General features: G+C 36.1%; 21 protein-coding genes. 7 read left to right on the top strand and 14 right to left on the bottom strand.

Annotated features, from left to right (window positions below):
* Positions 1-13: 13 nt before the first annotated feature.
* Entirely contained in the window at positions 14-472 is a 459-nt protein-coding gene (gene smpB / locus J2786_RS17025; RefSeq protein WP_047427948.1) for an SsrA-binding protein SmpB, read from the bottom strand.
* Between the two features lie 121 nt (positions 473-593).
* Between smpB and J2786_RS17020 the strand changes: the two genes are divergently transcribed.
* Positions 594-2216 carry an ABC-F family ATP-binding cassette domain-containing protein gene (locus J2786_RS17020; protein ID WP_047427693.1) on the top strand — a complete coding sequence of 541 codons (1623 nt, stop codon included), beginning with the start codon at positions 594-596 and terminating at the stop codon, positions 2214-2216.
* 75 nt (positions 2217-2291) lie between these two features.
* Here the strand turns inward: J2786_RS17020 and J2786_RS17015 are convergent, their stop codons facing one another.
* Positions 2292-4046 carry a fibronectin type III domain-containing protein gene (locus J2786_RS17015; protein WP_310025990.1) on the bottom strand — a complete coding sequence of 585 codons (1755 nt, stop codon included), beginning with the start codon at positions 4044-4046 and terminating at the stop codon, positions 2292-2294.
* Positions 4047-4433: 387 nt separating this feature from the next.
* Between J2786_RS17015 and recJ the strand changes: the two genes are divergently transcribed.
* The 3 genes from recJ (at position 4434) to J2786_RS17000 (ending at position 7189) form a co-directional block, all read left to right on the top strand.
* Positions 4434-6146, top strand: coding sequence for a single-stranded-DNA-specific exonuclease RecJ (gene recJ / locus J2786_RS17010; protein WP_047427687.1), 1713 nt, complete (start codon positions 4434-4436; stop codon positions 6144-6146).
* A gap of 36 nt (positions 6147-6182) precedes the next feature.
* A complete protein-coding gene (gene nadD / locus J2786_RS17005; protein ID WP_047427684.1) occupies positions 6183-6767 on the top strand; it encodes a nicotinate (nicotinamide) nucleotide adenylyltransferase in 585 nt (194 codons plus the stop codon).
* 83 nt (positions 6768-6850) lie between these two features.
* Complete coding sequence (locus tag J2786_RS17000; protein ID WP_047427681.1) at positions 6851-7189, top strand: DUF3817 domain-containing protein; 339 nt, start codon at positions 6851-6853, stop codon at positions 7187-7189.
* Between the two features lie 50 nt (positions 7190-7239).
* Here J2786_RS17000 and J2786_RS16995 read toward each other — a convergent pair whose 3' ends face one another.
* On the bottom strand, positions 7240-9021 hold the full coding sequence (locus tag J2786_RS16995) for a carboxypeptidase-like regulatory domain-containing protein (protein ID WP_047427679.1): 1782 nt from the start codon (positions 9019-9021) through the stop codon (positions 7240-7242).
* Between the two features lie 321 nt (positions 9022-9342).
* Here J2786_RS16995 and J2786_RS16990 point away from each other — a divergent pair, with 321 nt between their 5' ends.
* The 3 genes from J2786_RS16990 (at position 9343) to J2786_RS16980 (ending at position 14848) form a co-directional block, all read left to right on the top strand.
* The gene (locus tag J2786_RS16990; protein ID WP_047427677.1) at positions 9343-11604 is read left to right on the top strand and encodes an outer membrane beta-barrel family protein; all 2262 of its coding nucleotides are present in this window, start codon (positions 9343-9345) and stop codon (positions 11602-11604) included.
* A gap of 44 nt (positions 11605-11648) precedes the next feature.
* The gene (locus J2786_RS16985; RefSeq protein WP_047427675.1) at positions 11649-13907 is read left to right on the top strand and encodes a TonB-dependent receptor domain-containing protein; all 2259 of its coding nucleotides are present in this window, start codon (positions 11649-11651) and stop codon (positions 13905-13907) included.
* 80 nt (positions 13908-13987) lie between these two features.
* Positions 13988-14848 carry an alpha/beta hydrolase gene (locus tag J2786_RS16980; protein ID WP_047427672.1) on the top strand — a complete coding sequence of 287 codons (861 nt, stop codon included), beginning with the start codon at positions 13988-13990 and terminating at the stop codon, positions 14846-14848.
* Positions 14849-14899: 51 nt separating this feature from the next.
* Here the strand turns inward: J2786_RS16980 and J2786_RS16975 are convergent, their stop codons facing one another.
* The 11 genes from J2786_RS16975 to J2786_RS16925 form a co-directional block, all read right to left on the bottom strand.
* The gene (locus J2786_RS16975) at positions 14900-16654 is read right to left on the bottom strand and encodes a discoidin domain-containing protein (protein ID WP_047427669.1); all 1755 of its coding nucleotides are present in this window, start codon (positions 16652-16654) and stop codon (positions 14900-14902) included.
* A gap of 27 nt (positions 16655-16681) precedes the next feature.
* The gene (locus J2786_RS16970) at positions 16682-17707 is read right to left on the bottom strand and encodes a hypothetical protein (protein WP_047427665.1); all 1026 of its coding nucleotides are present in this window, start codon (positions 17705-17707) and stop codon (positions 16682-16684) included.
* Between the two features lie 9 nt (positions 17708-17716).
* The gene (locus J2786_RS16965; protein WP_047427662.1) at positions 17717-19243 is read right to left on the bottom strand and encodes an NAD(P)-binding protein; all 1527 of its coding nucleotides are present in this window, start codon (positions 19241-19243) and stop codon (positions 17717-17719) included.
* Between the two features lie 37 nt (positions 19244-19280).
* Positions 19281-20795, bottom strand: coding sequence for a polyamine aminopropyltransferase (locus J2786_RS16960; RefSeq protein WP_047427659.1), 1515 nt, complete (start codon positions 20793-20795; stop codon positions 19281-19283).
* Positions 20788-21003, bottom strand: coding sequence for a DUF350 domain-containing protein (locus J2786_RS16955; RefSeq protein WP_047427656.1), 216 nt, complete (start codon positions 21001-21003; stop codon positions 20788-20790). The genes J2786_RS16960 and J2786_RS16955 overlap by 8 nt, the downstream gene beginning before the upstream one ends.
* Before the next feature lie 13 nt (positions 21004-21016).
* Entirely contained in the window at positions 21017-21211 is a 195-nt protein-coding gene (locus J2786_RS16950; protein ID WP_047427653.1) for a hypothetical protein, read from the bottom strand.
* The gene (locus tag J2786_RS16945; RefSeq protein WP_310025977.1) at positions 21208-22539 is read right to left on the bottom strand and encodes a DUF4178 domain-containing protein; all 1332 of its coding nucleotides are present in this window, start codon (positions 22537-22539) and stop codon (positions 21208-21210) included. The genes J2786_RS16950 and J2786_RS16945 overlap by 4 nt, the downstream gene beginning before the upstream one ends.
* A gap of 129 nt (positions 22540-22668) precedes the next feature.
* Entirely contained in the window at positions 22669-23028 is a 360-nt protein-coding gene (locus J2786_RS16940; protein ID WP_047427646.1) for an S-adenosylmethionine decarboxylase family protein, read from the bottom strand.
* A 20-nt stretch (positions 23029-23048) separates the two neighbouring features.
* Positions 23049-23972: a citrulline utilization hydrolase CtlX gene (gene ctlX / locus J2786_RS16935; RefSeq protein WP_047427644.1), complete on the bottom strand. Its 924-nt coding sequence runs from the start codon at positions 23970-23972 to the stop codon at positions 23049-23051.
* Between the two features lie 55 nt (positions 23973-24027).
* Positions 24028-24435 (bottom strand): four helix bundle protein, encoded by a 408-nt coding sequence (locus J2786_RS16930; RefSeq protein WP_047427641.1) that lies wholly within the window; start codon positions 24433-24435, stop codon positions 24028-24030.
* Positions 24436-24532: 97 nt separating this feature from the next.
* Positions 24533-25447, bottom strand: a complete 915-nt coding sequence (locus J2786_RS16925) for a dimethylarginine dimethylaminohydrolase family protein (protein WP_047422426.1) — start codon at positions 25445-25447, stop codon at positions 24533-24535.
* Positions 25448-25623 lie beyond the last annotated feature (176 nt).

The raw sequence follows: 25623 nt of genomic DNA, 5'->3' as shown, positions 1-25623 counted from the left end.
TTTCAAATGATTTTTAACTTTTCTTTAATATTCTGTCGAGGTTCCGTTTATTTTCTCTATCTTTTATCGCCTCTCTTTTATCGAAAAGTTTTTTCCCTCTACCAAGCGCTATCAGCACCTTTGCTTTCCCACGGTCAGTGATATATAATTTTAAAGGTATTATGGTGTTCCCAGCATCCTTTAACTTTTTTTCAAGTTTTTGTAATTCTTTTTTGTGCAAGAGCAATTTCCGTTCCCTTTTTGTTTTGTGATTGTAAAAAGTTCCCAATTTGTACTCATCAATCATCATGTTGATGATGTACAATTCCCCATCAATAAACTGACAGAACGATTCTGTGATGGATGCTTTGGATGAACGTAAAGATTTTATTTCCGTACCTGTTAAAACCATCCCCGCTTCATATTCTTCAAGAATCTCATATTCAAAACGGGCTCTTTTGTTTAATATATTAACTGTTTTTTCAATCTTCATCATTTTAAAATTTCGTTAATGAAATATATAAAAAATACCATACATTTAAAAACTTGACTATTATATTATTACAAAATACCCAAATTCTTTTCGTATTTTTGCGCCAAATTTACAAAACTATATGTTAACAGTATCTAACTTATCTTTACAATTCGGGAAAAGAATTCTTTTTGACGAGGTAAATATTATGTTTACCAAAGGAAACTGCTACGGGATCATCGGAGCAAACGGTGCGGGAAAGTCTACATTCCTGAAAATACTAACAGGAAAGCAGGATCCTACAACAGGGCATGTATCTCTGGAACCAGGGAAAAGAATGTCAGTTTTGGAGCAGGATCACTTTGCTTACGATCAGTTTACAGTTCTTGAAGCTGTTTTAAGAGGTAATAAAAAATTATTTGAGATAAAAGAGGAAATGGATGCGTTATACGCAAAAGAAGATTTCTCTGATGAAGACGGTATTAAAGCCGGTGAACTAGGTGTAATTTATGACGAAATGGGTGGCTGGACTGCAGAATCTGATGCTCAGACCATGCTTTCTAACGTAGGAATTACGGATGATATGCACTGGCAGCTGATGAGTGAACTTGAGAACAAAGACAAAGTAAAAGTTCTTTTGGCTCAGGCACTTTTCGGAAATCCTGATGTATTGATTCTGGATGAGCCTACCAACGACCTTGATATCGATACCATCTCATGGCTGGAAGACTTCCTTGCTGATTATGAAAACACGGTAATCGTTGTATCTCACGACCGTCACTTCCTTGATACGGTTTGTACACACATCGGTGACCTTGATTATTCTAAGCTTAACCTATACACGGGTAACTACTCTTTCTGGTACCAGGCTTCTCAATTGGCAACAAGACAAAGAGCTCAGGCCAACAAGAAAGCTGAAGAGAAGAAAAAAGAACTTCAGGACTTCATTGCAAGATTCAGCTCCAACGTTGCTAAGGCAAAACAGGCTACTGCAAGAAAGAAAATGATCGACAAATTAAATATTGACGATATTAAGCCTTCTTCAAGAAGATATCCTGCTATTATTTTCGAAATGGAAAGAGAAGCCGGAGATCAGATTTTAGATGTAAAAGGTCTTGAAAAAACCAAAGACGGGGAATTATTATTCTCTAATATTGATCTGAACCTTAAAAAAGGAGACAAAGTAGCAGTACTTTCTAAAAACTCTCTGGCCATTACAGAATTCTTCGAAATTCTTGCTGGAAATGTACAGGCTGACAAAGGAACTGTTGCGTGGGGAGTAACAACCAATCAGTCTCACATGCCTTTGGACAACACCAACTTCTTCCAGGAAGACCTAAGCCTGGTTGACTGGTTGAGACAGTTTACAAAGAACGATGAAGAGCGCCACGAAGAATTTGTAAGAGGATTCCTTGGAAGAATGCTATTCTCAGGAGATGAAGCTTTAAAATCTTGTAAGGTACTTTCAGGGGGTGAAAAAATGAGATGTATGTTCAGTAGAATGATGCTTCAAAAAGCTAACGTTCTTTTATTAGATGAACCTACCAACCACTTAGACCTGGAGAGTATTACAACGTTGAACAACTCTTTATCTAACTTTAAAGGAAATCTTTTACTGGCATCTCATGACCACGAAATGCTTTCAACAGTCTGTAACAGAATCATCGAATTAACTCCTACCGGAATTATCGACAGAGAAATGACTTACGATGAATACCTTGCTGATAAAAAAGTAAAAGAATTAAGAGAGAAAATGTATTCTTAATTTTAAAATATTTTTCAAAATAAAAATAGCTGTTCGTTTGAACAGCTATTTTTATATAATGAATTGGCTAAGTTATTATTTCTTAATAAAATTATGGGTATAAGAAGTTCCGTCTGCATTCTGAACCGCAAGAACATAATCTCCTTTAATCAATCGAGAAACATCAATTTTTCCTTCTGTTTTATCTAAAGACAACACCATCTTCCCTGAAATATCAAATATCTTAACTGCTGTAATTTTCTTATCTCCTTTAAGATTTAAATAATCACTTGTTGGATTGGGATAGATCTGTAAATTCTTAGATAAAAGATTTTCAGATGTAGACAAGTTAGCTAAAGTTAATGATACATTATCAAATGCCATCATTCCCATTCCAAAAGGGGCACTCGCGCTCATGACAGCCGTTGTATACATATTAAACCCCAAATAATAAACCCCGGTTGCTGCAGGTGTAATTGTAAAAGTCTCGGATACAGGCACATGTGTACTGACATTCACGTTAGGATAGTCGTGAATTATATTGGTCATTGCAACATCTAACGGTGATGTACCATATGCAACCTTAAAATTTTGAGGACTGCCCTGATTAATATAATCAAATGTAAAAGTATAAGAAGCACCTGCCTGCAGGTTGATTCCATTAGTATAAAACCATGTATTTTTATCACTTGAACCACTACTATATCTATAAAGTATGTTAGAATTAAAACCTAACGATGCCCCAATACCAGTACTCCAATTTGTTCCAGGATTTATAAGTTGCTGCGAAGTACACGTTGGAAGGGTCCCATATGAAGAATTGAAATCCTCTGTATAAGGTGTATCAACGGATAAACAAGGTGTCGTAAAATTAGCCATTACCGGACTCCATTCACTCACGCTCCCTCCTCCACAGTTTGATCTTACCCAAATATTATAGGATGTAGCGGGAGATAAGCCTGTAATGTTTTTTGTAGCAGTCGTAATTCCTGTATCTGTTGGTGTAGTGGATCCTACAGGAGCTGCGTTTGAAGTACTCCTGTAAAGTTCATAAGACGATACTCCCGGAACGGCTGTCCAGGAAACTGTAGCGGAATTTGAAGTCAAATTGGAAACTGTTATAGAATCCGGTGCGATACAGCTGCCGGCAGCAATATAAGAAAACCCAAAAACAGATAAAATACCTGTTGAAGAATTTTTCTTAACAGATATACTGGCAATGCTTTTTGACTGATTTGCAGAACTAATCTGCAACGCTATTTCATATAACCTGGGATTATAAGTGATATTTTCTATAGCATCAGTAACTCTATTTACGCGCCCAATTCCCATTATTGCAAATCCTGTTCCCCAATACCAATCATTAATAGACTGATTTGTAAATGTCTGATTAGTCCCATCTGTAAAATTGACTACAATATTAGCAACAGAACTTCCGCCTCCAGCGGTTGCCAACACAAACAATTTTGATACCTTTGGTGATGATGCAAAATTTAAACTTCCCGAATCATTGATATTTTCGAGCCTTAATGCATTATTCGATGTGTAGGGAGCCAACTGAAATGACAACCCTGTTGTATTCGCGGAATTAATTAGTCCTGAACTTGGTAATCCTGAAGTAGGCGTCACTCCTGCTGCGTTTACAAAGTCTTTAGACATAAATACATAACCATTAGCTGGTGAATCCACATTTTGAGTGGTACTGGATGATGATGCGCCTGATCCGTTTGCAATAAGATCAGCATTATACCCACTAACCACCTGTAGCGTCTGATAAGTCTGTGCATTAATTTTACTAAACAACAATACTGTCATTAAGCAAAAGAAACCTACTGTAATTTTTTTTCTCATAATTTGTATTTTTATTCAGTACAAATATAATTTATTTTCAAATAAACCTAACGAATTAACATATTTTAACTAATTTAATTCATATTATAAACAAAATATTATTACATCCACAAACAAAAAAACTTTATAAACAGAATAAATATCATCTACTTTTCGAATTAAATTTCACCATTTATCTGTTTTAGTATAATTTTTATAAGGGGATAAATTTTCAAACTACAGCAACGGTAATGGTTGAGAATCGCTCGGTTCTCTAATAAAAACAGCAACTGAATGTGCCGGAAATAAACAGAATAATCTCTTTCTGTACTATTTCTTCACGTAAATTCATAATTCTTCCCGATTTTGAATCTGTCTTTTTACACTTTTTTTCCTTATTTTTGTGAAATGAGTCAAAAATGGATTTACAAGCCTGAACCCGATGAGGAAGTTGTGGACAGACTAAGTTCGTCACTTGGTTTTGGTACTTTTGAATCTAAAATCCTCGTTCTAAGGGGAATTGACAATTATCAAAAGGCCAGAGAATTTTTCAAACCTAACCTTACCGATATACATAATCCGTTTTTAATGGCAGACATGCAAAAGGCTGTAGAGCGTATTGCAACAGCTATTGAAAATGGTGAGAAAATATTGGTATATGGTGACTATGATGTGGATGGAACCACAGCAGTTGCTTTAATGTATCTATATCTCAGTAAAATTGTTGAGAAAAAATATCTGGATTATTACATTCCGGACAGAAACTCTGAAGGATACGGGATTTCTACAGAAGGAATTGATTTCGCCAAAGAAAATGGTTTTTCATTAATCATTGCTCTGGATTGCGGAATAAAAGCCCTGGATATGATCAACTATGCCAAGAATCTGGACATTGATTTTATTATCTGCGACCATCACCTTCCGGGTGAAGAGATTCCTGATGCTGCGGCTGTACTTGATCCTAAAAGAAGTGACTGCCGATATCCTTTCAAAGAACTTTCCGGATGTGGCGTTGGTTTTAAACTTTGCCAGGGACTTAATACAATTTACAAATTACCGGAAGCAGAATTATTTGAACTGACAGACCTTTTGGCAATTTCCATTGCTGCAGATATTGTTTCCATGACAGGTGAAAACAGAGTTTTGGCTAAAATGGGATTAAAAACCCTCAGAAAAACCAGAAATCTTGGGTTAAGATTATTGATTCCTGAGGATAAGCTCTCTCATTTTGAAATTTCCAATATCGTTTTTGAAATAGCTCCTAAAATTAATGCTGCCGGAAGAATTTCTCATGGTAAAGCAGCTGTAGAGCTTATGGTTTCTGACAATCTGAAACATGCCAACCAGATTGTAAATGATATCATGAACCTCAACGATGAAAGACGTGAACTGGACATGAATTCCACACTTTCTGCTCTGAATCAGATTATAGAATCCCAGCAGGAAACCAAACATACCACCATCGTATATCATCCCGAATGGAATAAAGGGGTAATTGGTATCGTTGCCTCGAGACTTATTGAAACGTATTATAAACCTACGCTTGTTTTTACCGATGGTAATAATGGGGAGATGGTAGCTTCTGCAAGATCTGTTTCTGATTTTGATGTACATGAAGCTCTCGATCTCTGTTCTGAATATTTCCTTAAATTCGGGGGGCATCACGCTGCTGCCGGACTTTCAATGGAGAAAGAGAAGTTTGCTGCCTTCAAAGAAAAATTTGAAAGAATAGTTTCTGAAAAAATCAAGGATCATCAGAAAGAACCTTCTATTACCATTGATACTGAGATTACAGTGGACGAAATCAACAGAGAGTTTATCAATTTCCACAGAAAGCTGGCTCCATTCGGACCACATAATATGAAACCTATCTTTACATTAACGAATCAAAAGCTTTCCGGATATGTAAAAACAATGGGAAAAGATAATAATCACCTGAAGTTTTATATCAGACAGGAATCTACGGGACGTAATATTGAATGTGTCGGATTTAAACTGGGACAGTTTGTTGAAGATTTTAAAAATAAAAATTTCGATCTTGCTTTTACCCTGGAAGAAAACCACTGGAAAGGCAATGTCACCCATTATCTTAATATCAAGGATGTAAAATTCAGGGATTAACTATTACCTATAATCTTCTACCTGCTAGCTGAACAAATGAAAAAAATCGGTTTATTTTTCGGATCATTTAATCCTATTCATATCGGACACCTTATTCTGGCCAATTATATTCTGGAAAATTCTGATATGGATGAGCTTTGGTTTGTAGTGAGCCCGCAAAATCCATTTAAAGACAAAAAATCTTTACTGAATGACCATAACAGACTTGATATGGTACAACTTGCGGTAAAGAATTATCCCAATATGAGAGCTTCCAATGTGGAGTTTTCTCTTCCGAAACCAAGCTATACTATTGATACTCTGACGTATCTTCATGAAAAACATCCTGATTACTCTTTCAGCCTGATCATGGGAGAAGATAATCTGAAGAGCCTTCACAAGTGGAAAAATTCTGATATCCTGATCAAAAATCATCATATCATTGTTTATCCAAGAGTATTTGAGGGGGGAAAGAAAGATTCTGAATATTTACAGCATGAAAATATCTCCATGATCAAAGCACCGGTAATAGAACTTTCTGCTACAGAAATCCGTACGATGCTTAAAAATGGTAAAAATGTAAGGCCTATGCTGCCACCTGAAGTTTTTGAATATTTGGATGGTAGTAGTTTTTATAAGTAATTTTGCCTATTGGAAATGAGAGGCTAAAATTAAAAGCCAGAGAAAGACTCTTACCTTTTATCTCTCACCTCATAATTTAAGAAATGGACTTCATCGAAAAATTTTTCTCAAAATATTCTCAGGAAAAAATCATCAAATGGTTTAAACAGATCTGTCTTGCAGAAGCCGTTTCGTGTCTTTTACTGTATTGCGTTGCGATGATCTGGATCCGATATGATGAAAATTTATATTCGATTATCTTCATCAGCGTTATTGGTAGTTTACACGGATTATTTTTCACCCTTTATCTATTACTATGCCTTCCTGCAAGAAAAATTTATAACTGGGATGATGAGGATTTTGTTTTTGCCTTATTATCGGCATTCTTCCCTTTTGCAACGGTTTGGGTGGATAAAAAGCTCGCACGATTCGATAGAGAATAAATACATCATAAAAAAAGGACCTTTTCGGTCCTTTCTTATTTTTATAGTGATTACAAATCTCTTTTCACATGTCCTGTTGCCGTGAAGGTATGATTTCCAGAACTATCAGTATATGTTCCATTGACTGTGAAATCTATGTAGTCTCCTACTGCTCCAAAAGAAGTTATATTCACAACTACATTTCCGTTATTGGAGTTAATAGAACCTCCAGAAAATTCAAGCCCATAATAGGATGTAAAGCTTGCAGCCACTCCCAACATATTATTCTGAGTCATAGTAAAGAATGGTCCTGTCCCATTCATAGAATTTATTCGCAATTGTTTAGATGACATAGTAGGTGATGTAGGTATAAGACCTGTCCATTGTGCATTGAACAATCCCACTATATTTACGGTTGGTTGATTATCAATTTTATAGCTGATCAATTCGCTCAAAGCATTACAAACCATGATATTCCCCAAATTGACTGTCGTAGATTGAGCCGTGAAAGTTACTTCATTGGTACTTTGTAAATTAATAGCATCAAACCCCTCATAGGTAAACTGAGGATTTGCAGTACATGCATATGTGTTGAATGTAAAACCTCCAGTACTGTTTACCGGTAAGGACAAATACTGAAAATAGTTTGTGTTTAAGGCAGATTTCAATATTACATAACCATCGGTAACATCGGTATTTGTACAGGTTTTAAGACTTCCCTGAATAGTATAATTAACAGACGTGGAATTGGTTATGGTAATATCAGGGATTGTTGTTACAATTCCAACGGGAAAAGGGCCTACATTAGAGGTATATAATACGTTATTACAAACATCATAAACTTTTAAAACGAGAACCTCACCTGCCGGAACAATTCCGGAAACCATTCCTGTATTATCTGTCATTCCGTAACTTTCATATGCTTGAGAAGTTCTCTTTAAAACAACTCTAGTATTAGGTAAAACCTGCCCTGCTGCGTTTTTTACTGTTACTTTCAACGTGGCTTGGGGAAACTGTGCATCATAATTCCACCAGGAAAAATGGCTTACTGTTCCTACATAAGTATTTCCGATCTTTGTAGCAGAGCCTTCTTCTTTCCACATTCCGGTATCTTCATTATAAGACCATAATGGTATTGTGGCTGGTGAGCTGGAAGTTTGTGCAGCATCCACCGGAACGCTAATTTCTGCAGTATGGCCGTTGGCAATCTGAAGATTTTGTCCGGAGCTTCCTGTTAATTGTACATGCATCATCCCAAAAGTTTCCATTATTCTGGCAATCCCTCCCGCATCGGTAGCCAAAAAGGATCCTGGCATTAATTCATTAAGATATTGGTTGGATGGAGCCAGGTGAAAAACTCCCACATTCACACTTCCTGAATATGTATTTCCATTTGCATCTTTGAAGCTTCCATCGAATTTCACTTTGGTTCCGTTGGGTAGTGAAACTGTAGATACTGAGCCAGCAGTAATTGTAGATGTCGTTGTTACAGGAATCATCATGATATTCACTCTGTTTATTCCGTTGGTAGGAACTAAAACTCTTGATGCATTTACAAAGCCAGCCCTGGTCACTTTTACATGGGCAAAGTTTTCTTTTACTGAAGCATTTTTAAATGTGAAGAAACCTTTAAGATTGGTAGTAACTGTATTGGTTCCAATGGTAACTGTTGCTCCGGAAACCGGCATTCCGTTTGTATCAAGAACTACTCCCTGGAAATTTCGTTGTGTAGTATTCCCAAAATTATAATTAGATGTTGAATTTGGGGTATTTTCTTCTATTTCTAATAAAGCTTCATTTTTACATGAAAATAATAATATAGACAACAAAAATAAGAGGTAAAATTTTCTCATATGGTATTAGTTTTTAGTTTTCACTAAATTAATAATAAAATAACATCACTGATATTTTTTATTCTTTTTCTTCAATTTTAAAAAAATCTTCATTAATTTTTGTCTTTGATGTAACATTTACTCCTCCTTATTTGTCTTATTATACAGAAAAGGTCAGGCAATCAATATTTTAATGTAAATTTTTAATAACTGATAATCAATTGATTATATTTATTTATAAATATTTTTCAGTACTTTGTATTGCATGATACTAGATTTATTATATATCTTTGTAATGTTAAATAACAAACCATACAAGCTATTAATTAAAAAAGAATAATCATGAAGACTCAAATTCTTATTGCAGCACTATTTTTCGGTGGACTTATCACTGCCCAGCAGAAAAAAGATAGTTTGAAAGTAAATGCTATAGATGCAGTGACTCTCAAGAAGCAGGTTTTCAAAAAGCAAGGTGACCGTTTGGTATACGATGTAGCTTCTTCATCTATCGCAAAAGGAACCAACACCTTTAATCTTTTGAAACAAACACCGATGATTTCCAGCATAGACGGAAAGACGCTGAAGATTTTGGGAAAAAATGATGCGGTAATTTACATCAACAATAAGAAAACCAATATGGATTCTGAGGCATTGATTGAAATGCTGAAGTCTACTCCATCTGAGGATATCCAGAAAATAGAAGTCATTACAGTTCCCGGAAGTGAATTCCAGGTTGAATCTAAAGAAGGCGTGATTAATATTGTCATGAAAAAAAGCAAAAACAACGGCTACAACGGAACGCTGAAAATGCAGAACGAGCAAGCTTATTACAATAATCCCAATGCAGGAGCTTCTTTTAATTTCAGACAGGGAAAATGGTCTGGTAATTCCAATTTCAGAACGGGAAGCTGGACAGACAGACAAAGATATACGCTGTCCAACGGAGATCCTACTTTCAAAAATGAATCCTTTGGGTTTAATGATGATCCTAACAAAAATTTTGGAGGTGGTTTCAATGTTGATTACGAGATCAATAAAAAACACAGTCTTGGATTCTCCTACAATATGAGATACAATAAAAGCTTCAATTCCGTACTGGATATTACTAACTGGCAAAACGGGGTGTTAAATAACAGAACAGTCAATAATGAGGATGCACAGACCAGAAATCACTCTTTCAATTTAAATTATGAGATGAAAACAGATTCCCTGGGAAGTAAGCTTACATCAAACGTTTCTTACCTGTGGTTCAACAGGGATAAAGTAAGTTTCAATGAAAGTTTTCCTTTAACAAATGATACCATCAATAAATATTCAGCATTACATCAGGCAGTGCCACAAATTATCAACAATTACGCAGCTAATATTGATTATCTGAAAAAGACAGCGAAAGGAGCTACATGGTTGATGGGAATAAGCTACAATCACACTAACACGGATAATGATACCAGACAGGATAAACTGAAAAACGGAGAATTTATCATTGATCCCAACCAAACCAATCACTTTATTTACAAGGAAAACATATTGGGGATTTATCTGAACTATGAAAGAAAATTAACTGAAAAAATATCCGGAAAAATAGGTGCGCGATATGAAATGACCAGAAGTACCGGAGATATTGTAGACAAAACAGGATTTGAAAGAAATTACAACAACCTTCTGCCTTACCTGAATTTAAATTATGCCATCAGTGCAGACCATAATTTAAGCTATACTTTTTCCAGCAGAATCAGAAGACCGAGATTCTGGGAGCTGAATCCTTCAAGAACCTATTTTACTCCAACCAATTATACACAGAACAATCCATTTATATTGGCTTCCAAATATTATAATCAGGAGTTAAACTATATGTACAAAAATGCTTTCTATGCCAATCTTAGTTTTAATATGGTGGAAGATGCAGCAGCCTCAGACCTGATTCCATTGCAGGGAACGGTAACAGCTCCTAAAAAAGATTCTAAGGGGAAAATCATCAAGGATATCAAAGGAAATCCAATTATGGAAACTACCAGATTCTTAAGATATATCAGAACTAATTATGGTAAGAACAGGGAGATTGCATTAACTCTTGGAATGAACAAATCATGGTTCAAAGACATATGGACAACCAACTATTCTGTCAATTTAGGATATGTTACCTATAAGGGTGGCGTATTTGAAGATCCTACTTCTATGCCCGTTCCGGGAGAAACTGAGGTAGTAGATCCTTATATCATTGATGTTAAAAACTACAATATGTCTGCAACCCTCAATAATGTTATCAGACTGTCTTCTAAAAAAGACTGGTTCCTGGGAGTGAATTACTTCTTTGCCAGCCAGACCGCAATGGAAGGAGGTATGATAGGTGCAAGACAAAGCTTTGATTTGAGTCTGAAAAAAATTGCAGGAGACTGGACAATCGTAGCTGAAGTGAGTGACTTATTCAATCAAAGTTTCTACAGTATTAAAGGAGTACAGCCTAATGGAAAATACAATAATATCACCAACTTCAACTATCCAAGGTTAATGAGCATCGGGGTTACCTATAATTTCGGAAATCAGAAACTGAAAAAAGCAAGGGAAATGAAATCAGCTAATGATGCTGTAAAATCAAGAACCTGATTTATAAAAACTTTATTACTAAACCACTCTTAAATAACAACAACATGAAACGTATAATTTTGTCAATGGCCATCGTATTCGGTACTTGCGCATTTGCTCAGGAGAAGAAATCTGATACGGCAAAAACAAAAAATATAGAAGGAGTCACCATTACAAAGCAGGTTTTCAAAAAGCAAAGCGACCGTTTTGTATATGATGTAGCAGCTTCTCCCGTAGCGAAAGGAAATACTACTTTTGACCTCCTGAAGCAGACCCCATTATTATCTTCCACAGACGATAAAACATTAAAAATTGCCGGAAAAAATAATGCGCTGATCTATATCAACGGAAGAAAAAGCAATATGGATTCCGAATCTCTGGCTCAGTTTCTGAAAAATACTCCGGCTGAGAATATCCAGAAAATTGAAGTCATTACAGTTCCGGGAAGTGAGTATCAGGCAGAATCATCTGATGGAATCATCAATATCGTTTTAAAGAAAAAAATGAGTGATGGCCTCAACGGAAACATGCGAATGTCTAACACTACCAATAAATACAATGGAAGCCAGGCAAGCTTCTCAGCCAACTACAGAAAAAACAAACTGGGAATAAGCGCCAGCCTTAGCGGAGGTGAAAATATTGAGCCACAAACTTATACTTTAAGAAATGGGACTGCCAAAACTTCTAATGAATCTGTAGGAGATGTTGATGACCCGAATAAAAACATAGGAGGTTACCTGAATATTGATTATCAGCTGAATGATAAGAGCAATCTTGCATTATCATGGAACACATGGGCCAATAAAAGTTATAATTCAACGGTAGACTTATTTAATACCATTAAAAAAACAAATACAGAATATACATGGTCTAAAAACCGGGAGGATTCAAGATCTTATAACAATTCTGTGAATTTAAATTATGAATTAAAAACGGATTCGTTAGGCAGTAAACTGAATGTAAACGGTGCTTACCTCAACTATAGAAGATTTCAGTTCACAGATAACCAAACTTTCGCTTCAGATATTGACAGAGTTGTTGGGACAAGAACAAGACAAGTCATTCAGGACCTTCCACAGATCATTAATAACTTCTCCGGAATGGTGGATTATAATCAAAAGTTTAAAAATGATCTGACGGTTTCTATAGGCGGAAATTATAACAAGACCAAAACAGATAACGATTCTAAAAACATCACTTACTCCTTTAATCCCGTAAAAGCTCCGGATTCAAGACCTAACCATTTTATCTATGATGAAAACATCTACGGAATGTATCTTACCGTTGAGAAAAAAATTTCCGACAAACTTTCCGGAAAAGTAGGTGCCCGATATGAAATTACAAACAGCCTTGGAACTTCTGACAATGCTCCCACAGAAGCCCTAAGAAGAATTGAAAGAAATTACAAAAACCTTCTTCCCTATCTAAGTCTGAATTATGCAATTAATGATAAAAACAATATCTCTTATTCCTTCTCAAGCAGAATGAGAAGACCTAGTTTCTGGGAACTTAATCCGGTAAGGAACATTCTTACAGATGATAATTATACTCAGAATAACCCATTTGTAAAGGCATCTTCCACCTATAATCAGGAGCTTACTTATATGTTCAAAAATTCATATTTCCTGATTCTAAACCACTCTTATATTCAGGATGTGATCACACAGGTTCCGCTTCAGGGATATCCGGTATCGCCGGCCGGGAAGGAAGGAGAAAACCCGGCTTTAAGATATATCAGAACCAATTTTGGAAATAAGCAGGAAATGTCTGCCATGGTAGGTATTCAAAAGTCATTTTTCAAGCAATACTGGACGACCAATTTCAATATCGGTGTACAGCATAATATTAACAATGGAAGTCTTGATACTGATCCTACAACCGGAGACCGATTCAAAGATCAAAAAGGTCCTAATGGAAACTTTATTACCTACACCAATAAAACCAATTCTACCAGCCTTTTGATCCAAACCAACAATACCGTTCGTCTTGATAAAAAGAAAACATGGTTCTTCGGGCTTAATTATTTCTTCGTAGACAAGCAGCAGATTGAGCTTGGTTCATTGAAAAACCTGATGAGTTTAGATCTTAGTCTTAAGAAAATGTGGTACGACTGGACGTTTGCAGTGAATGTAAATGATGTACTGAATACCAACATCGTTAAAATTGAAGACTTTCAGGAAAACGGGAATTATAATTATGTCCATCAAAACCGCTACAACAGAAGCTTAATCGTAAGTCTTACCTATAATTTCGGAAACCAGAAAGTGAAAAAGGTAAGAGATATAGAAGGCGCATCAGATGCCATTAAAAGCAGAACAAGATAAAAGAATTATCTTTCTTCATATTCAATTATTCTTACGATGTCCGCTGATTATTTTCAGCGGATTTTTTATATTTAATCACTATGAAAAAACACATACCGATTATTTTAATTTACATGAGTCTTCTTTTTCTTTGGGTTGGCTGTACAGAAAAAAAGATAAAACTAGGTAAGGATATCAACTTTGACAAAGAGGAAAATATTCATTACGGGAAGAGTGCTGAACAGATAATGGATCTCTATATTCCACAAATCAAAACAACTCAGGAAAAGAATGTTTTTATCATGATTCATGGTGGGGGCTGGCGCAGTGGAAATAAATCACAGCTTACATTTTTCACTCTTTCTATGATGGAGAGATTTCCCAATTATATCTTCGTTAATATGAACTACAGACTAGCTTCAGCTAGTAACTTTGGACTTCCCAATCAAACTGATGATATAAAAAAAGTAACTGAACTACTAAAAAATAAACTGGGGTATAATCCAAATGTGATTTTATTAGGCAACAGCGCCGGAGCCCATTTATCTATGCTGTATGCCTATAAGTTTGATACAGATAAAAAAGTAAAAGCTGTTATTAATATTGTTGGTCCTGCAGACCTTTCAGATCCGGGTTTTAAAAACTATCAGGAATATTCCTTTGTGGAAAAAAGACTTGTTGATCCCCAAATACAGAAAGCGGGAACATCACTAATAGATTTCGCAAGTCCTGTAAAATGGATCGATGAAAACTCCGCTCCTACTTTATCTTACTATGGAAATTCAGATCGTGTTATTCCTTCTTCACAAGAAAAGATATTAGATTCTGTTTTAAATAAAAACCATATTTTCCATGAGTCTTATTCATTCAATGGCGGGCATCTGGACTGGGATCAACACCCAAATGATCAATTTCTTATTGATAAAATAGAAACATTTCTCAAAAAAACAGACAAAAAATAACACGTTCTGATTCTTCAAAACGTGCTATTTTTTTATTTTAAAATTGAATTTTTATTCTGACTTTGCAACGGCTGTTCTTTCTGAAACGCCATTCGCATTGAAAGCTTCAATCTGGAAATAGTAAGCATCCGTTCGGTCTGCACCTGTAAAGAAATATTCATTCTTTCCGTAGACCATAATGCTGCCATACAATTTATCAGGAGACTTTCCGAAATAAATTACATAGCCGTCTGCATCAGGATTCTGCTGCCATTTCATCCAGATACTTCTTCTTTCCCCATACTTTTTGGGATCAGCTCTTAATGGTACAAAACCTTCTACTTTTGCGGGCTGTTTTCCTGCTCCTTTTCCAAACACTCTGAAACCACTTAATGCAAATTTTCCTGTTGGCATTTTCAGGTTTTCCATTTTAAGGAAACGGGCTTTTGCAGGATGTTCAAGTTCTACATAATCGTGAGGAACATCTTTGGTGTTTTTGCTTTTATCCACAATTACACTCCACTTTTTCCCGTCATTGGAACCGTAGATTTTATACTGATGCATTTTTCCAAAGGTTTTCCCCATGAACTCAGCATCCTGATCTGCATAATTGATCTGAATAGCATTGATGGTGGAAACCTCACCCAAATCCGTTTGAAACCATTCCCCGGAATTTCCTGTTTTGGCGCTCCAGTAGGTTTTGATATCTTCATCTACAGCATAGTTGGGCTGATATCCACCTAAAGTAGACGATACCTGAACAGGTTTGTTATAATTCAGCAGCATCCATCCGGCAAAAAGACCTTTTGTAAAATCTTTTCCCTGTGCGTATTGCGGAAGATAAGTAGGATAATCTCCATAAGCTGTATTACAGTACATTACATCATCTTTATCAAACCCTGCAGGCCAGATTCCCAGTCTTCTTTCAAAATTATTTTTAGTAGAAATAAAAATGGTAGAAATGTGCCACCAGTTTTTGTAATTATCTTCAAACGTAGCTCCGTGGCCTGCTCCTCTGGCAAATCCTCCCGGTTTGTAAGAGAATGGATTATGCTGTTGATATTCGAAGCCTTCCAAAGGATTTTTACTTACGTATACTCCATCCGAGTATCCACTGAATTCTGTTGCCGGAGCACCGTACTGCATATAATATTTTCCGTTATGCTTTGTCATCCAAGCTCCTTCTACAAAAGGCTGAAGAAAAACATTGTCATTGTATTCCCCAAAACGTTCCCATCCGTGGTCTTCAGGTTTTAATTTAATAATAGGTTTTACGAAACCTTCAGACTGAAGATTTTTTACTTTCACTTCTGTTCCCAGCAATGGCCATTCGTTACTTGAGCCCCAGTACAGATACAGTTTATTTTTATCTTCATCATAATGGAATGCCGGATCCCAAGCTCCCACTTTTAAAGTATCTACCGCTATTTTCCAGTCATCTTTCGTAGGATTTGTACTTTTCCAGATCGGGAAATCCTGTTCCCAGGTAGAACCATAAACGTATAAAGTATCTTTCATGGCCCAAACTGCAGGAGCATTAAGATCATGAATATATTTAGTATCTCTTAAAAATTTTCTTTTGACAAACTTCCAGTCCAGCATATCATCACTGTACCAGTATCCTTCCTGGTTGGTAGAAAAAAGAAACAGTTTATTCTTAAAATTAACAATCACCGGATCTGCCGTAGCGCGATGTTTCCCTTGTTTTGAAAAAACTTCAAAAGGAGTATAACCATAATCTATGTTGATAGGATTGCAGAAAGTTTTCTGCTGGGCACCAACAATAATTCCAAGAAAAATTGCCAATGACAGAAAATATTGTCTCATTTTTAGATTTTAAAGATTGAGACAAAGTTAGGTAACTTTTTTTGGTTTTCTCCAAATAAAGCCATCCAGCAGATAATGAGTAAGCTGCGGAACAACCAGTAAGGGAACCAGAAACTGATACCATATTTCTGAGAGCATCACATTCAGGGAAAAATGCTCATTCCAAACCAGCGTTTCCCATAAGAATTCTTCTACAAAGGCAAATCCTAAAATAATAACCACAAATAAAAATACACCTGAAAAAGATTTAAAAACCTGCATTCTGTTAAGCTGATTGTTTTCCTTTTGATGTATTTCCCGGATATAAATCAATGCGATATAAGGAATCCCATGGGAAACCACATTCAGAAAAGTAAAAAGAAGATCATTGTTGAAATACACGATTCCGAAATACCAGGAAAGAAAAGTTCCTGCGATCAGTGCTATTTTGGGAATATTAATTCTTTTGGTTTTAAAAGCTTCAAAAGTAGTTTTAACAATCCAGATAATCAGAATGCTAAAATATATGACTGTGAGTAAATGAGTATAATCCGGAAGGTTTTTAAGCCAGTCAAATTCATTATTAACAAACCAAGTAAAGGCACGCGGTGTACTGAACCAATATAACATGGGATAGATTGTTGCGGAATAAACAGCCACCTCATCTATTTTCTTGCTCCAGTTATTCGGCTCAAAACGGGCATAGATTCTCATAAACCCATACTGCTGCCGTATAAAATGAAAAACAGCGATCAAGGCCAAAACCGACCAGAATGTCAGACTTCCGAATTGAAACAGAATAATTCCCAATATCCAGCTTACAGCAGGAATTCCAAGGTAAAGAAGTTTATTTTTCTGTATTTCTCCTTTTACAAAATAGGTTTTGAACAAGGTAGAATATACATGGGCTACATCCACAAAAACGATCAGAAAAAGCCATGTATAAAAGGAATAATGATTTTCCAACTCTTGAATTTGTTTCTGAAAAAGAAAAATAACAAGCAGCACCAAAAAAGGTGGTGATAAGATAAACCACCAGTCTGTTTTTGCACTATGTATCCACGGCTGTTTCATTGTATTATTTTACATCATTTTTTCTGCAGTACGGATTCCCTGATAAAAGGCTTCTTCAAAAATAGATATTCCGGAAAGATCAGAATGGGCAAAGAAAATTTTACCTTCTATCGGTTCTTTTGCTTTTTGGGTTTCTTCACCAAAAATCTGATTGGGAACCGGAGCAATCATGGCATGCCCTATTTTATGGAACTGCATTTCCAGAATGAAATCTTCTATCAGAGGATGGGCTTTCTTCAGATCATCCAAAACTAAAGTTTTCAGTTCAGATTCTTTCATTCCGTAGAGCTTTTTCCTGGCTTTCTTACAATCTCCTGTTGAAAAGCTCTTATAGTGGGTAATTACCTTTTCACCTATAATCTGATTCAGATTCTGATGCTGGTCAAAGATATACCCCAATCCCGAAGATCCATAGATCACATTATCCCAGGCCAGTTCTTCATCTCCTCCAAATTCATTTTTCAGGGTAATGGTTGTTAGAAGCCATGGCACGTAATGAAATGGAGTTGCTTTCTGATGATTGAAAATTCTCTCGTTTACAAACTGTGGTGATGCAAACAATACTTTATCAGCAATAATCTTTTTAGTTTTCTTTTGAGTATTATCAAAGCTCAATACCTCGACCTTATCATTGATTTTCACATCAAAAACCAGATTTCCGGACATATGTTTTCCTTCTGTATATTTTGAAAAATGCTTTGCTAATCTGGCATTTCCTTCCGGCCATGTGAATACCTGATCTTTATATTTTGTGCTCCAGTTATTTTTTCTGCCAGCAAAATAATGTATTCCTGCCCACGCAGAAACATAGTCAATTCCTAACCCAAAATCGTCTCTGCACGAATAATCCAGCAGCCAGAGAAGTTCTTCAGAATGGTAGTTATTTTCGACGAGCCAGTCTTTAAAAATGATTTTTTCAAGCTTTACAACCTCATCTTCCTTGCTTGAATCATGTACCGGAATGGCAAACCAGTATTTTCCCTGTCCATCTTTCTTTACACGGAATTCATCCATTAACTTAAAAAAACGGTTAAGCTCCTGCTGCGTTTCTGCTGAAATACCTCTTTGAGGCACTATATCATTTTGCCAGGAATTTTTATAAAACAGTCTTTCCTGTTGTGGAAAAGTCATTTGATATTCATCGAGTATGGGTTCACCATTTTCTTCTGCTCCGAGGCAGATTCCACATTCTTTCAAAAAATCTATGATTTCGACGTTCTCCTTATTGGGTAATGGTAAATAATGTGCTCCCAAAGGGAATTTTGAAAATGCATTCTGTTCGTTTGAAGAGTTTCCTCCCAGATGGTTTTCCATTTCAAGGAGAAGATAATCCTGTTCATTATTCCGGCTGAAAAATCTGCATGCGGATAGTCCGGAAATTCCACCACCCACAACAAGATATTTTGTGTGGATAACTTCTGAAAACTGTGGAAAATCTTTTGCCCACAGTTTATGCCCGAGAACATGATTGGTTCCGGTGATTTTTAGCAGCAAAGCTTTTACTTTCTTTCCACAATACTGCAAAAAGGGAAGCATAAGGCTACCTAAAAATATAGTTGTAAGAAAATGCTTTCTACTGTACTTTCCCCCACTCTTCATCGAAATAACGGACTAGTATCTGGTTGTCCAGACGGTTAACTTCCACTTCTTTCACTTTCATGTCTTTATTAAAATAAGACATTTGTGAAAAGTTGTAATCATAGTATTTCAAGCCAGGAAGCTTTCTATAGATCCTGTTGTTGATGGGCTCAAATGAAGCCATAGAAAATCCCCATTCTCCAAAAGACGGAACATAAGTGTGATACGCTGCTGTGAAAGGAAAAATCTGATTGATCGTTTTTTCTATACACCAGAAAGATTTAGGCGCGAAATACGGAGAAGTGGTCTGAACCACAATCTTTGTATCAAGCGTAGTCAATCTTTCCAATTCTTTATAAAATTGTAAGGAATAGAGTTTTCCCAAGCTGTAATTAGATGGATCCGGAAAGTCGATGATAATGAAATCAAACTTCTTTTTATTCTCTTTTACCCAAATATAGGCGTCTTTATTGATCACTTCCACTTTCGGATTGGAGAAAGAGCTTTGATTGAGCCTGCGCATGGTTTCATTCGTCTTGAAAAACTGGGTCATTTCCCCATCAAGATCTACAAGTGTTAGTTTTTTAACATCTTTGTATTTTAATACTTCCCTGGCTGCAAAACCATCACCACCTCCGAGAATCAGAACATTATCAATGTTTTTTGCCATCGACATGGCAGGATGTACCAAAGCTTCATGATAACGGTATTCATCCGTGGATGAAAACTGTAAGTTGTTATTTAAATATAAACGAAACTCGTGCGTATTTCTCGTTAAAACAATTCTTTGATAGGGAGAACTTTTGGTGTACACTACATTTTCTCCATACAGTTTTTCTTCAGAATAAGACAGAATCGTATCTGAGAAAAAGAAAAGACCTAACAGAAATGTAAATGCAGTAATAGATTTTACCTTTAATGATAAGGGTTTTGACAATTCTTTTGTAAGATAATAACAGAGGAATATTGCAATAGAAATATTGATCAGTCCGAAAAACAAAGGTGTTTTTACAATACCCAACTTTGGAATCAAAACCAGTGGAAAAAGGATCGAAGCTAATAAAGCTCCAATATAATCGAACGCAAAAACGTTTGAAACTAAATCTTTAAATTGTACTCTGTCTTTCAGAATATTCATCAAAAGCGGAATTTCCACGCCAACAAGACAGCCCGTGAAAAAGACAAAAAGATATAAAACGCTTTCAAAGTGTGCGAGTGTATTGAATAAAATAAACAGCACTACAGAGCTGATTCCACCCACAATTCCAACAAGGATTTCAATCTCAATGAATTTATCAATAAGATTTCCTTTGATGAATTTTGCCAGGTAGGAACCTACTCCCATCGAGAAGAGATACACCCCGATAATGAAGGAAAACTGCTTTACAGAGTCTCCTAAAAGATAGCTCGCCAGGGCTCCTGCCACCAGCTCATAAATCAATCCACATGTAGCAATGACGAATACTGAAAACAATAAAAGCAGCTCAAGAGGAATCCTCTTCTTATCCATGAATTGCCGCGCTTATGATCATTGAAATTCCGATGATAAATGCCCCGAAAACAATAGCAATTGCTATATTCTTGTTTTGGGCGATCTCGTGCCATGTTTTTTCAGGAGTCAGTTTTTCAATAATGAAATAACATACAAGTAAAATGGCGATTCCTAAAAATGAATAAAGAACCGAGTTTATTATGGGTAAGAAATTGATGTTGTCCATAGTTTTTATATTTTTATTTGTGATAGTATCTGTAGAATCCTACTCTGGAATGGCTTCTTGTGGTTCCGTCGCGGTATGTTTCCGTTTTGGCACAGTCGCATACCTGATTTCCCTGGTACGTAAGGTATACAAACCAGGTCAGGCAGAATCCACCGATCATGCAGAGTATCCAGTTTTGTCTTATGTAATTTAAAATATTAATTATCATGATGTGGCATAAGGGGTATTTGAACTGTTCTTCCATTTATTCACATTAAAGAAATGTCTTCCTATCCACATCGCGACAAAGAGAACAACCATTATGAATAAAATAAATCCGAAGTTCCAGAATGAGACAGGGAGCCAGGTTGCTTTGAGCTGTACATAGGTATTGCTTGAAATGGGATCTGTAGTGAGTTTAAGTGCTTCAGTATTAATCAGGGAGTCCAGCTTTTGAGTTCCGAACGATGCTTTGGCAAGTCTGATTACTTCCGAGGTATCTTTTTCCAGCGTCTGTCCGTCTGTAAAGGTTTTAGTCTGCACCTTGAATATATCAGTAATCTCAATGATTCCTGATTTATCCCGTGATATCATGACCTTTGAATCAGGCGACGTAAGACCTGAAAATGAAGGTAAGCCACCTTCTTTTTCGGCGGAAATAATGAAGTGATATTTTCCGGAGCCTACCCCACAGAGATTAAAATCTTCGGACTGACTTCCTTCTGACCAGCTTTCTCCATCTTCGTAACCATGATATTGCTCGATATCTTTGGAGGTATAGATAATTTCATTGGTCTTTTCATTCACAAGACTCAACTGGATATTTGCCCAGGAATTATCAACTCCTGAAAAAGCATTGACCTTTAATGGTGCTGAGCCTCCTGAAAGGGTAAAACTTTTGCTGACCATTTCTTTGTCTTTTACATCAACAAAATTAATGGTCTCCGCAAAAACGGTTTCGTTAGTTCTTGATGTATATACGTAGAGCTGAAGCAGACATATCATTAATGCGGCTACACAAAAGATGTTCAAAGCCTGTTTCATATCAAAATAATAAGGCTGAACAATCCCAACTCCTGTATAATACGGCATGTGAGCTATTTTAAAAGCTCTTTTGACATCATGTTTTGAAATGTGAACGCCGTAGAAGTACTGGATTTTCTTAGCGGTCTTTTCCTGAGAGATCATACGGGTTCCGTTGACATATTCTTTGTAGGTCGCAACGCTGAAATCAAGGTGTTCATCAAAAAAACCGGCAGCAGCATCAATAGTGCATGGAGTATTTTCGTACCAGCGATAAGTTCGCCCGGCATAGGTAGGTAATTTCGAATTTTTACTTTTAAAATCATCAGGATGCATTGAGATCAGAAAAACCCAATGTCCATCGCTTTCACTCAGGAAAGCATCATTTCCTTTGCTGTCTTTTAAAGAATATTCCCGCCAGAAAATACTGTTTCCGTATTTTTTGACAGTAATTGAAACGACCGTATATTCTACATCTTCAATTTTCCCTTTCTGTCCGACGTCCAATACAACGTTTTCTGTCGGTACTTTCAAATGTTTAGTCTTTTTATTTCCCTCTACATCAATGAGATAAGAGCAGGTTTTACAAACATATTCTTCTATAGGAAAGGTGAGATCTAATGTATTTTCTGATTCGCATGCTGGGCAGACATAGTGCATTTTTTATCTGTAAATTTTGTGTTTCTGAATGGTATTAGCTTTAAAATACTGAACCACTTCATCTGCAATCTGCTCTACTTTTGTGGTATTGTCCTGTGAATAATTACAAAGAAAAACATCAAAAGTAAGCTGTTTAAATTCCGGCCACGTGTGGATACAAAGGTGAGACTCTTTAAGGATCACTGCAGAAGTAAAACTATCATTCTCAAAAATATGATTGGTAACTCCTACAATTTCTACTTCTTTAGTTTTCAGAATATCTTCTGTAAACGTCAGAAAACCTTTGCTGTCTAATAACAAATCTTCTGACTCTGTTTCCAAAGTCAGAAGAATATGTAAACCTTTACTTGATAATGGGTTCAATTAATTTTTTCGTAAATATATTATTTTTTTGGAAGAAAAACCTCAGCAAGCATACATCTTGCGCTTCCTCCTCCATTTACTTCAATGGTATTCAGGTCTGAATAGATAATTTCGCAGTATTTTTCTATAGCTGCAACCTGTTCTGAAGATAAAGACTGATAGGCTGTCTGGCTCATCACCAGGAACTTCTCACCGTCTTTATTCTGAACCTGAAGCATATTTCCTGCAAACTGCTGCATCTGCTCTTCTGAAATTTCGATGATTTCTTTTCCTAATCCTTTAATGGTTTCCACTACTTTTTCTCTTTCCAGCTCATCATCAATACAATCAAGACAGATTACAACAAATTGATCTGCCACACACATCATTACGTTAGTATGATAGATGGGAAGTCTTTCTGTTCCTACGGTCTGGAAAGAATGGAAAACAACGGGAGTAAATCCGAATTTTGTACAGAATTCTCTGAACAGTTTTTCATCCAGTCTCAAAGAAACAGATCCATAAGCAATTTTGTTATCGTGATCGAAAATCATACTTCCTGTTCCTTCCAGGAAATGCCCCTGAGTTTCCGAGAAAGACCAGTCATCAATCTCCGCCACTTCGAATCCCTGATTCTGGATGCTTTCAATAATATCCTCTCTTCTTTCCACTCTTCTGTTGGAAGCGAACATCGGATATAAAACCACTTTTCCGTCCTTGTGAAAACTTACCCAGTTGTTTGGGAAAATAGAATCCGGTGTATGTGGATCCAAAGTATCTTTTATAGTAATTACATTAATTCCCTTTTCTCTCAGCTTTCCGACAAAGGTATTAAACTCTGCCAAAGCTTTTGACTGGATATCAGAACCTGTCTGTTCTACCTGAAAATAATTATTTTTCGCTGTCTCAGCGTTATAACCGAATGCGATCGGTTCTATCATTAATACTGTATCTGTTGTTTGCATTTTTTATATGTTTGAGGGTATTAGTGTATTAGAGTTTGAGTGTCTGAACAGCGTTTTACAAATTATTCTCTTCTTTATTCACAGAAGAAAATGAACACCATTTTTCTGACTGACTCATCATGTTAACTAACATTCCTATTATTTGATTATATTCTTTGTGCAAATGATCATATTGCTCTTCATTTATGTACTTACAAGCAAAAGCGAATTGAAGCCATGTTTGGGTTTCTCTTGCTTCTCCCTCTGAATCTGTAAGCTTAGCGATGAAGGATTTTTCATATCTTCTTTTTCCCCAAGCTTCACTAATATTTGCAGTTACAGATCTTGATGATCTTCTTATCTGATCTGTAAGTGAATAAAGTTCTTCTTTTGGATAGGATTTTGAGAATTCATAAATCAGTTGTGCTGTTTCAAATGATTTTTGATAAACTTTTAAGTCCTGATGAAATTTAATTGTTGACATACCTAATATTTATTTAAAATTAAAAAAATATTCAAGCCTACCAACACTATAACTCTCAGGCCTTAAAACTCTCCCACTCTCAAACCCTCCCACTCCATTACTCTCTCACAAGCGGCATTGTAGAACATCTCAGCAAACCACCCATTTTAGAGATTTCTCTGTAAGGGATTTCTTCAACGGTCATTCCCCACACGTTTCTCAAATGGTCATTCATTCTTGTAAATGCTTTATCTGAAACTACTACATCAGGAGCAATTGAGAAGATATTCGGGAACATTTCAAACATTTCTTCGTCATTGATATGGAAGCAGTTTTCTTCTCCGAAAATATCGATGATCAAGCGGTAATCACTTTCATCTACGAATCCATTTTTATAAATAATACATTTGTCTTCTCCTACGGGATTAAATGTACAGTCCAAATGCAGAATGCCTTCAAACGGAACTTTATCATTTTTCTTCAGTTCCAGGTCAATAATTCTTTTCTTTGGAAAATATTCTTTTAAGATTTCAATGGCATATTCATTTGTTCTTGCCGTCTTATAGTTTCTGTAATCTTCACTGAAGCAGGTTCCGATAAAAAGAAAATCATTCCATACGATTACATCTCCTCCTTCAATATGTGCTGTCTCCGGAAGGTTGATGATCTTTCTCCATGCTACTTTCTCAAAAACGCTTTTGTATGCTTCCTGCTCGTCTGCTCTGTCCGCGATCACATTGGAAATGATCATCTTATCGTCAATCACAAAGGCTACATCTCTTGAGAAAACCTGGTTGTAATCTTTGATGATACTTGGACGCAGTACTTCAACGTCATACTTTTTTAAAACTGCTTCAAAAGCGTTCATTTCATTAATAATATCCTCTTCTTTAGGATAAATGTTGTGTTCGATTGAGTAATATGACTTTGCGTCATAACTTTCCTCTAGTGTGGGAACTGCTCCCAGTGAATTAGGCTGGCCTAGAACTACTGACTTCAGCCTACCCGTTTCGTTTTTAATGTTTAGTCTCATAAAGATTTATGCAATACTACAAATATAAGTAAAGGTCTCTACCTATAAAACTTTTGGATTATTTTATGTATTAAATTTGATCGCCAAAACGAACACCCTTCAACAAAATTTCCTTGTCTGTCCGGCCAACTGTAGTGAATAGCTCCAAAAACATCTACAACTTACTATTTTCCATC

The sequence above is a fragment of the Chryseobacterium vietnamense genome (assembly GCF_031454475.1).
Taxonomy (GTDB): Bacteria; Bacteroidota; Bacteroidia; order Flavobacteriales; family Weeksellaceae; genus Chryseobacterium; species Chryseobacterium vietnamense.
The sequence above is the reverse complement of the archived record's forward strand: the minus strand, read 5'-3'. Positions and strand labels throughout refer to the sequence as shown.

Coding starts and splice junctions, on each gene's coding strand:
- smpB (WP_047427948.1), bottom strand. CDS start 472: ATGAAGATTGAAAAAACAGTTAATATATTAAACAAAAGAGCCCGTTTT.
- J2786_RS17020 (WP_047427693.1), top strand. CDS start 594: ATGTTAACAGTATCTAACTTATCTTTACAATTCGGGAAAAGAATTCTT.
- J2786_RS17015 (WP_310025990.1), bottom strand. CDS start 4,046: ATGAGAAAAAAAATTACAGTAGGTTTCTTTTGCTTAATGACAGTATTG.
- recJ (WP_047427687.1), top strand. CDS start 4,434: ATGAGTCAAAAATGGATTTACAAGCCTGAACCCGATGAGGAAGTTGTG.
- nadD (WP_047427684.1), top strand. CDS start 6,183: ATGAAAAAAATCGGTTTATTTTTCGGATCATTTAATCCTATTCATATC.
- J2786_RS17000 (WP_047427681.1), top strand. CDS start 6,851: ATGGACTTCATCGAAAAATTTTTCTCAAAATATTCTCAGGAAAAAATC.
- J2786_RS16995 (WP_047427679.1), bottom strand. CDS start 9,021: ATGAGAAAATTTTACCTCTTATTTTTGTTGTCTATATTATTATTTTCA.
- J2786_RS16990 (WP_047427677.1), top strand. CDS start 9,343: ATGAAGACTCAAATTCTTATTGCAGCACTATTTTTCGGTGGACTTATC.
- J2786_RS16985 (WP_047427675.1), top strand. CDS start 11,649: ATGAAACGTATAATTTTGTCAATGGCCATCGTATTCGGTACTTGCGCA.
- J2786_RS16980 (WP_047427672.1), top strand. CDS start 13,988: ATGAAAAAACACATACCGATTATTTTAATTTACATGAGTCTTCTTTTT.
- J2786_RS16975 (WP_047427669.1), bottom strand. CDS start 16,654: ATGAGACAATATTTTCTGTCATTGGCAATTTTTCTTGGAATTATTGTT.
- J2786_RS16970 (WP_047427665.1), bottom strand. CDS start 17,707: ATGAAACAGCCGTGGATACATAGTGCAAAAACAGACTGGTGGTTTATC.
- J2786_RS16965 (WP_047427662.1), bottom strand. CDS start 19,243: ATGCTTCCCTTTTTGCAGTATTGTGGAAAGAAAGTAAAAGCTTTGCTG.
- J2786_RS16960 (WP_047427659.1), bottom strand. CDS start 20,795: ATGGATAAGAAGAGGATTCCTCTTGAGCTGCTTTTATTGTTTTCAGTA.
- J2786_RS16955 (WP_047427656.1), bottom strand. CDS start 21,003: ATGGACAACATCAATTTCTTACCCATAATAAACTCGGTTCTTTATTCA.
- J2786_RS16950 (WP_047427653.1), bottom strand. CDS start 21,211: ATGATAATTAATATTTTAAATTACATAAGACAAAACTGGATACTCTGC.
- ctlX (WP_047427644.1), bottom strand. CDS start 23,972: ATGCAAACAACAGATACAGTATTAATGATAGAACCGATCGCATTCGGT.
- J2786_RS16930 (WP_047427641.1), bottom strand. CDS start 24,435: ATGTCAACAATTAAATTTCATCAGGACTTAAAAGTTTATCAAAAATCA.
- J2786_RS16925 (WP_047422426.1), bottom strand. CDS start 25,447: ATGAGACTAAACATTAAAAACGAAACGGGTAGGCTGAAGTCAGTAGTT.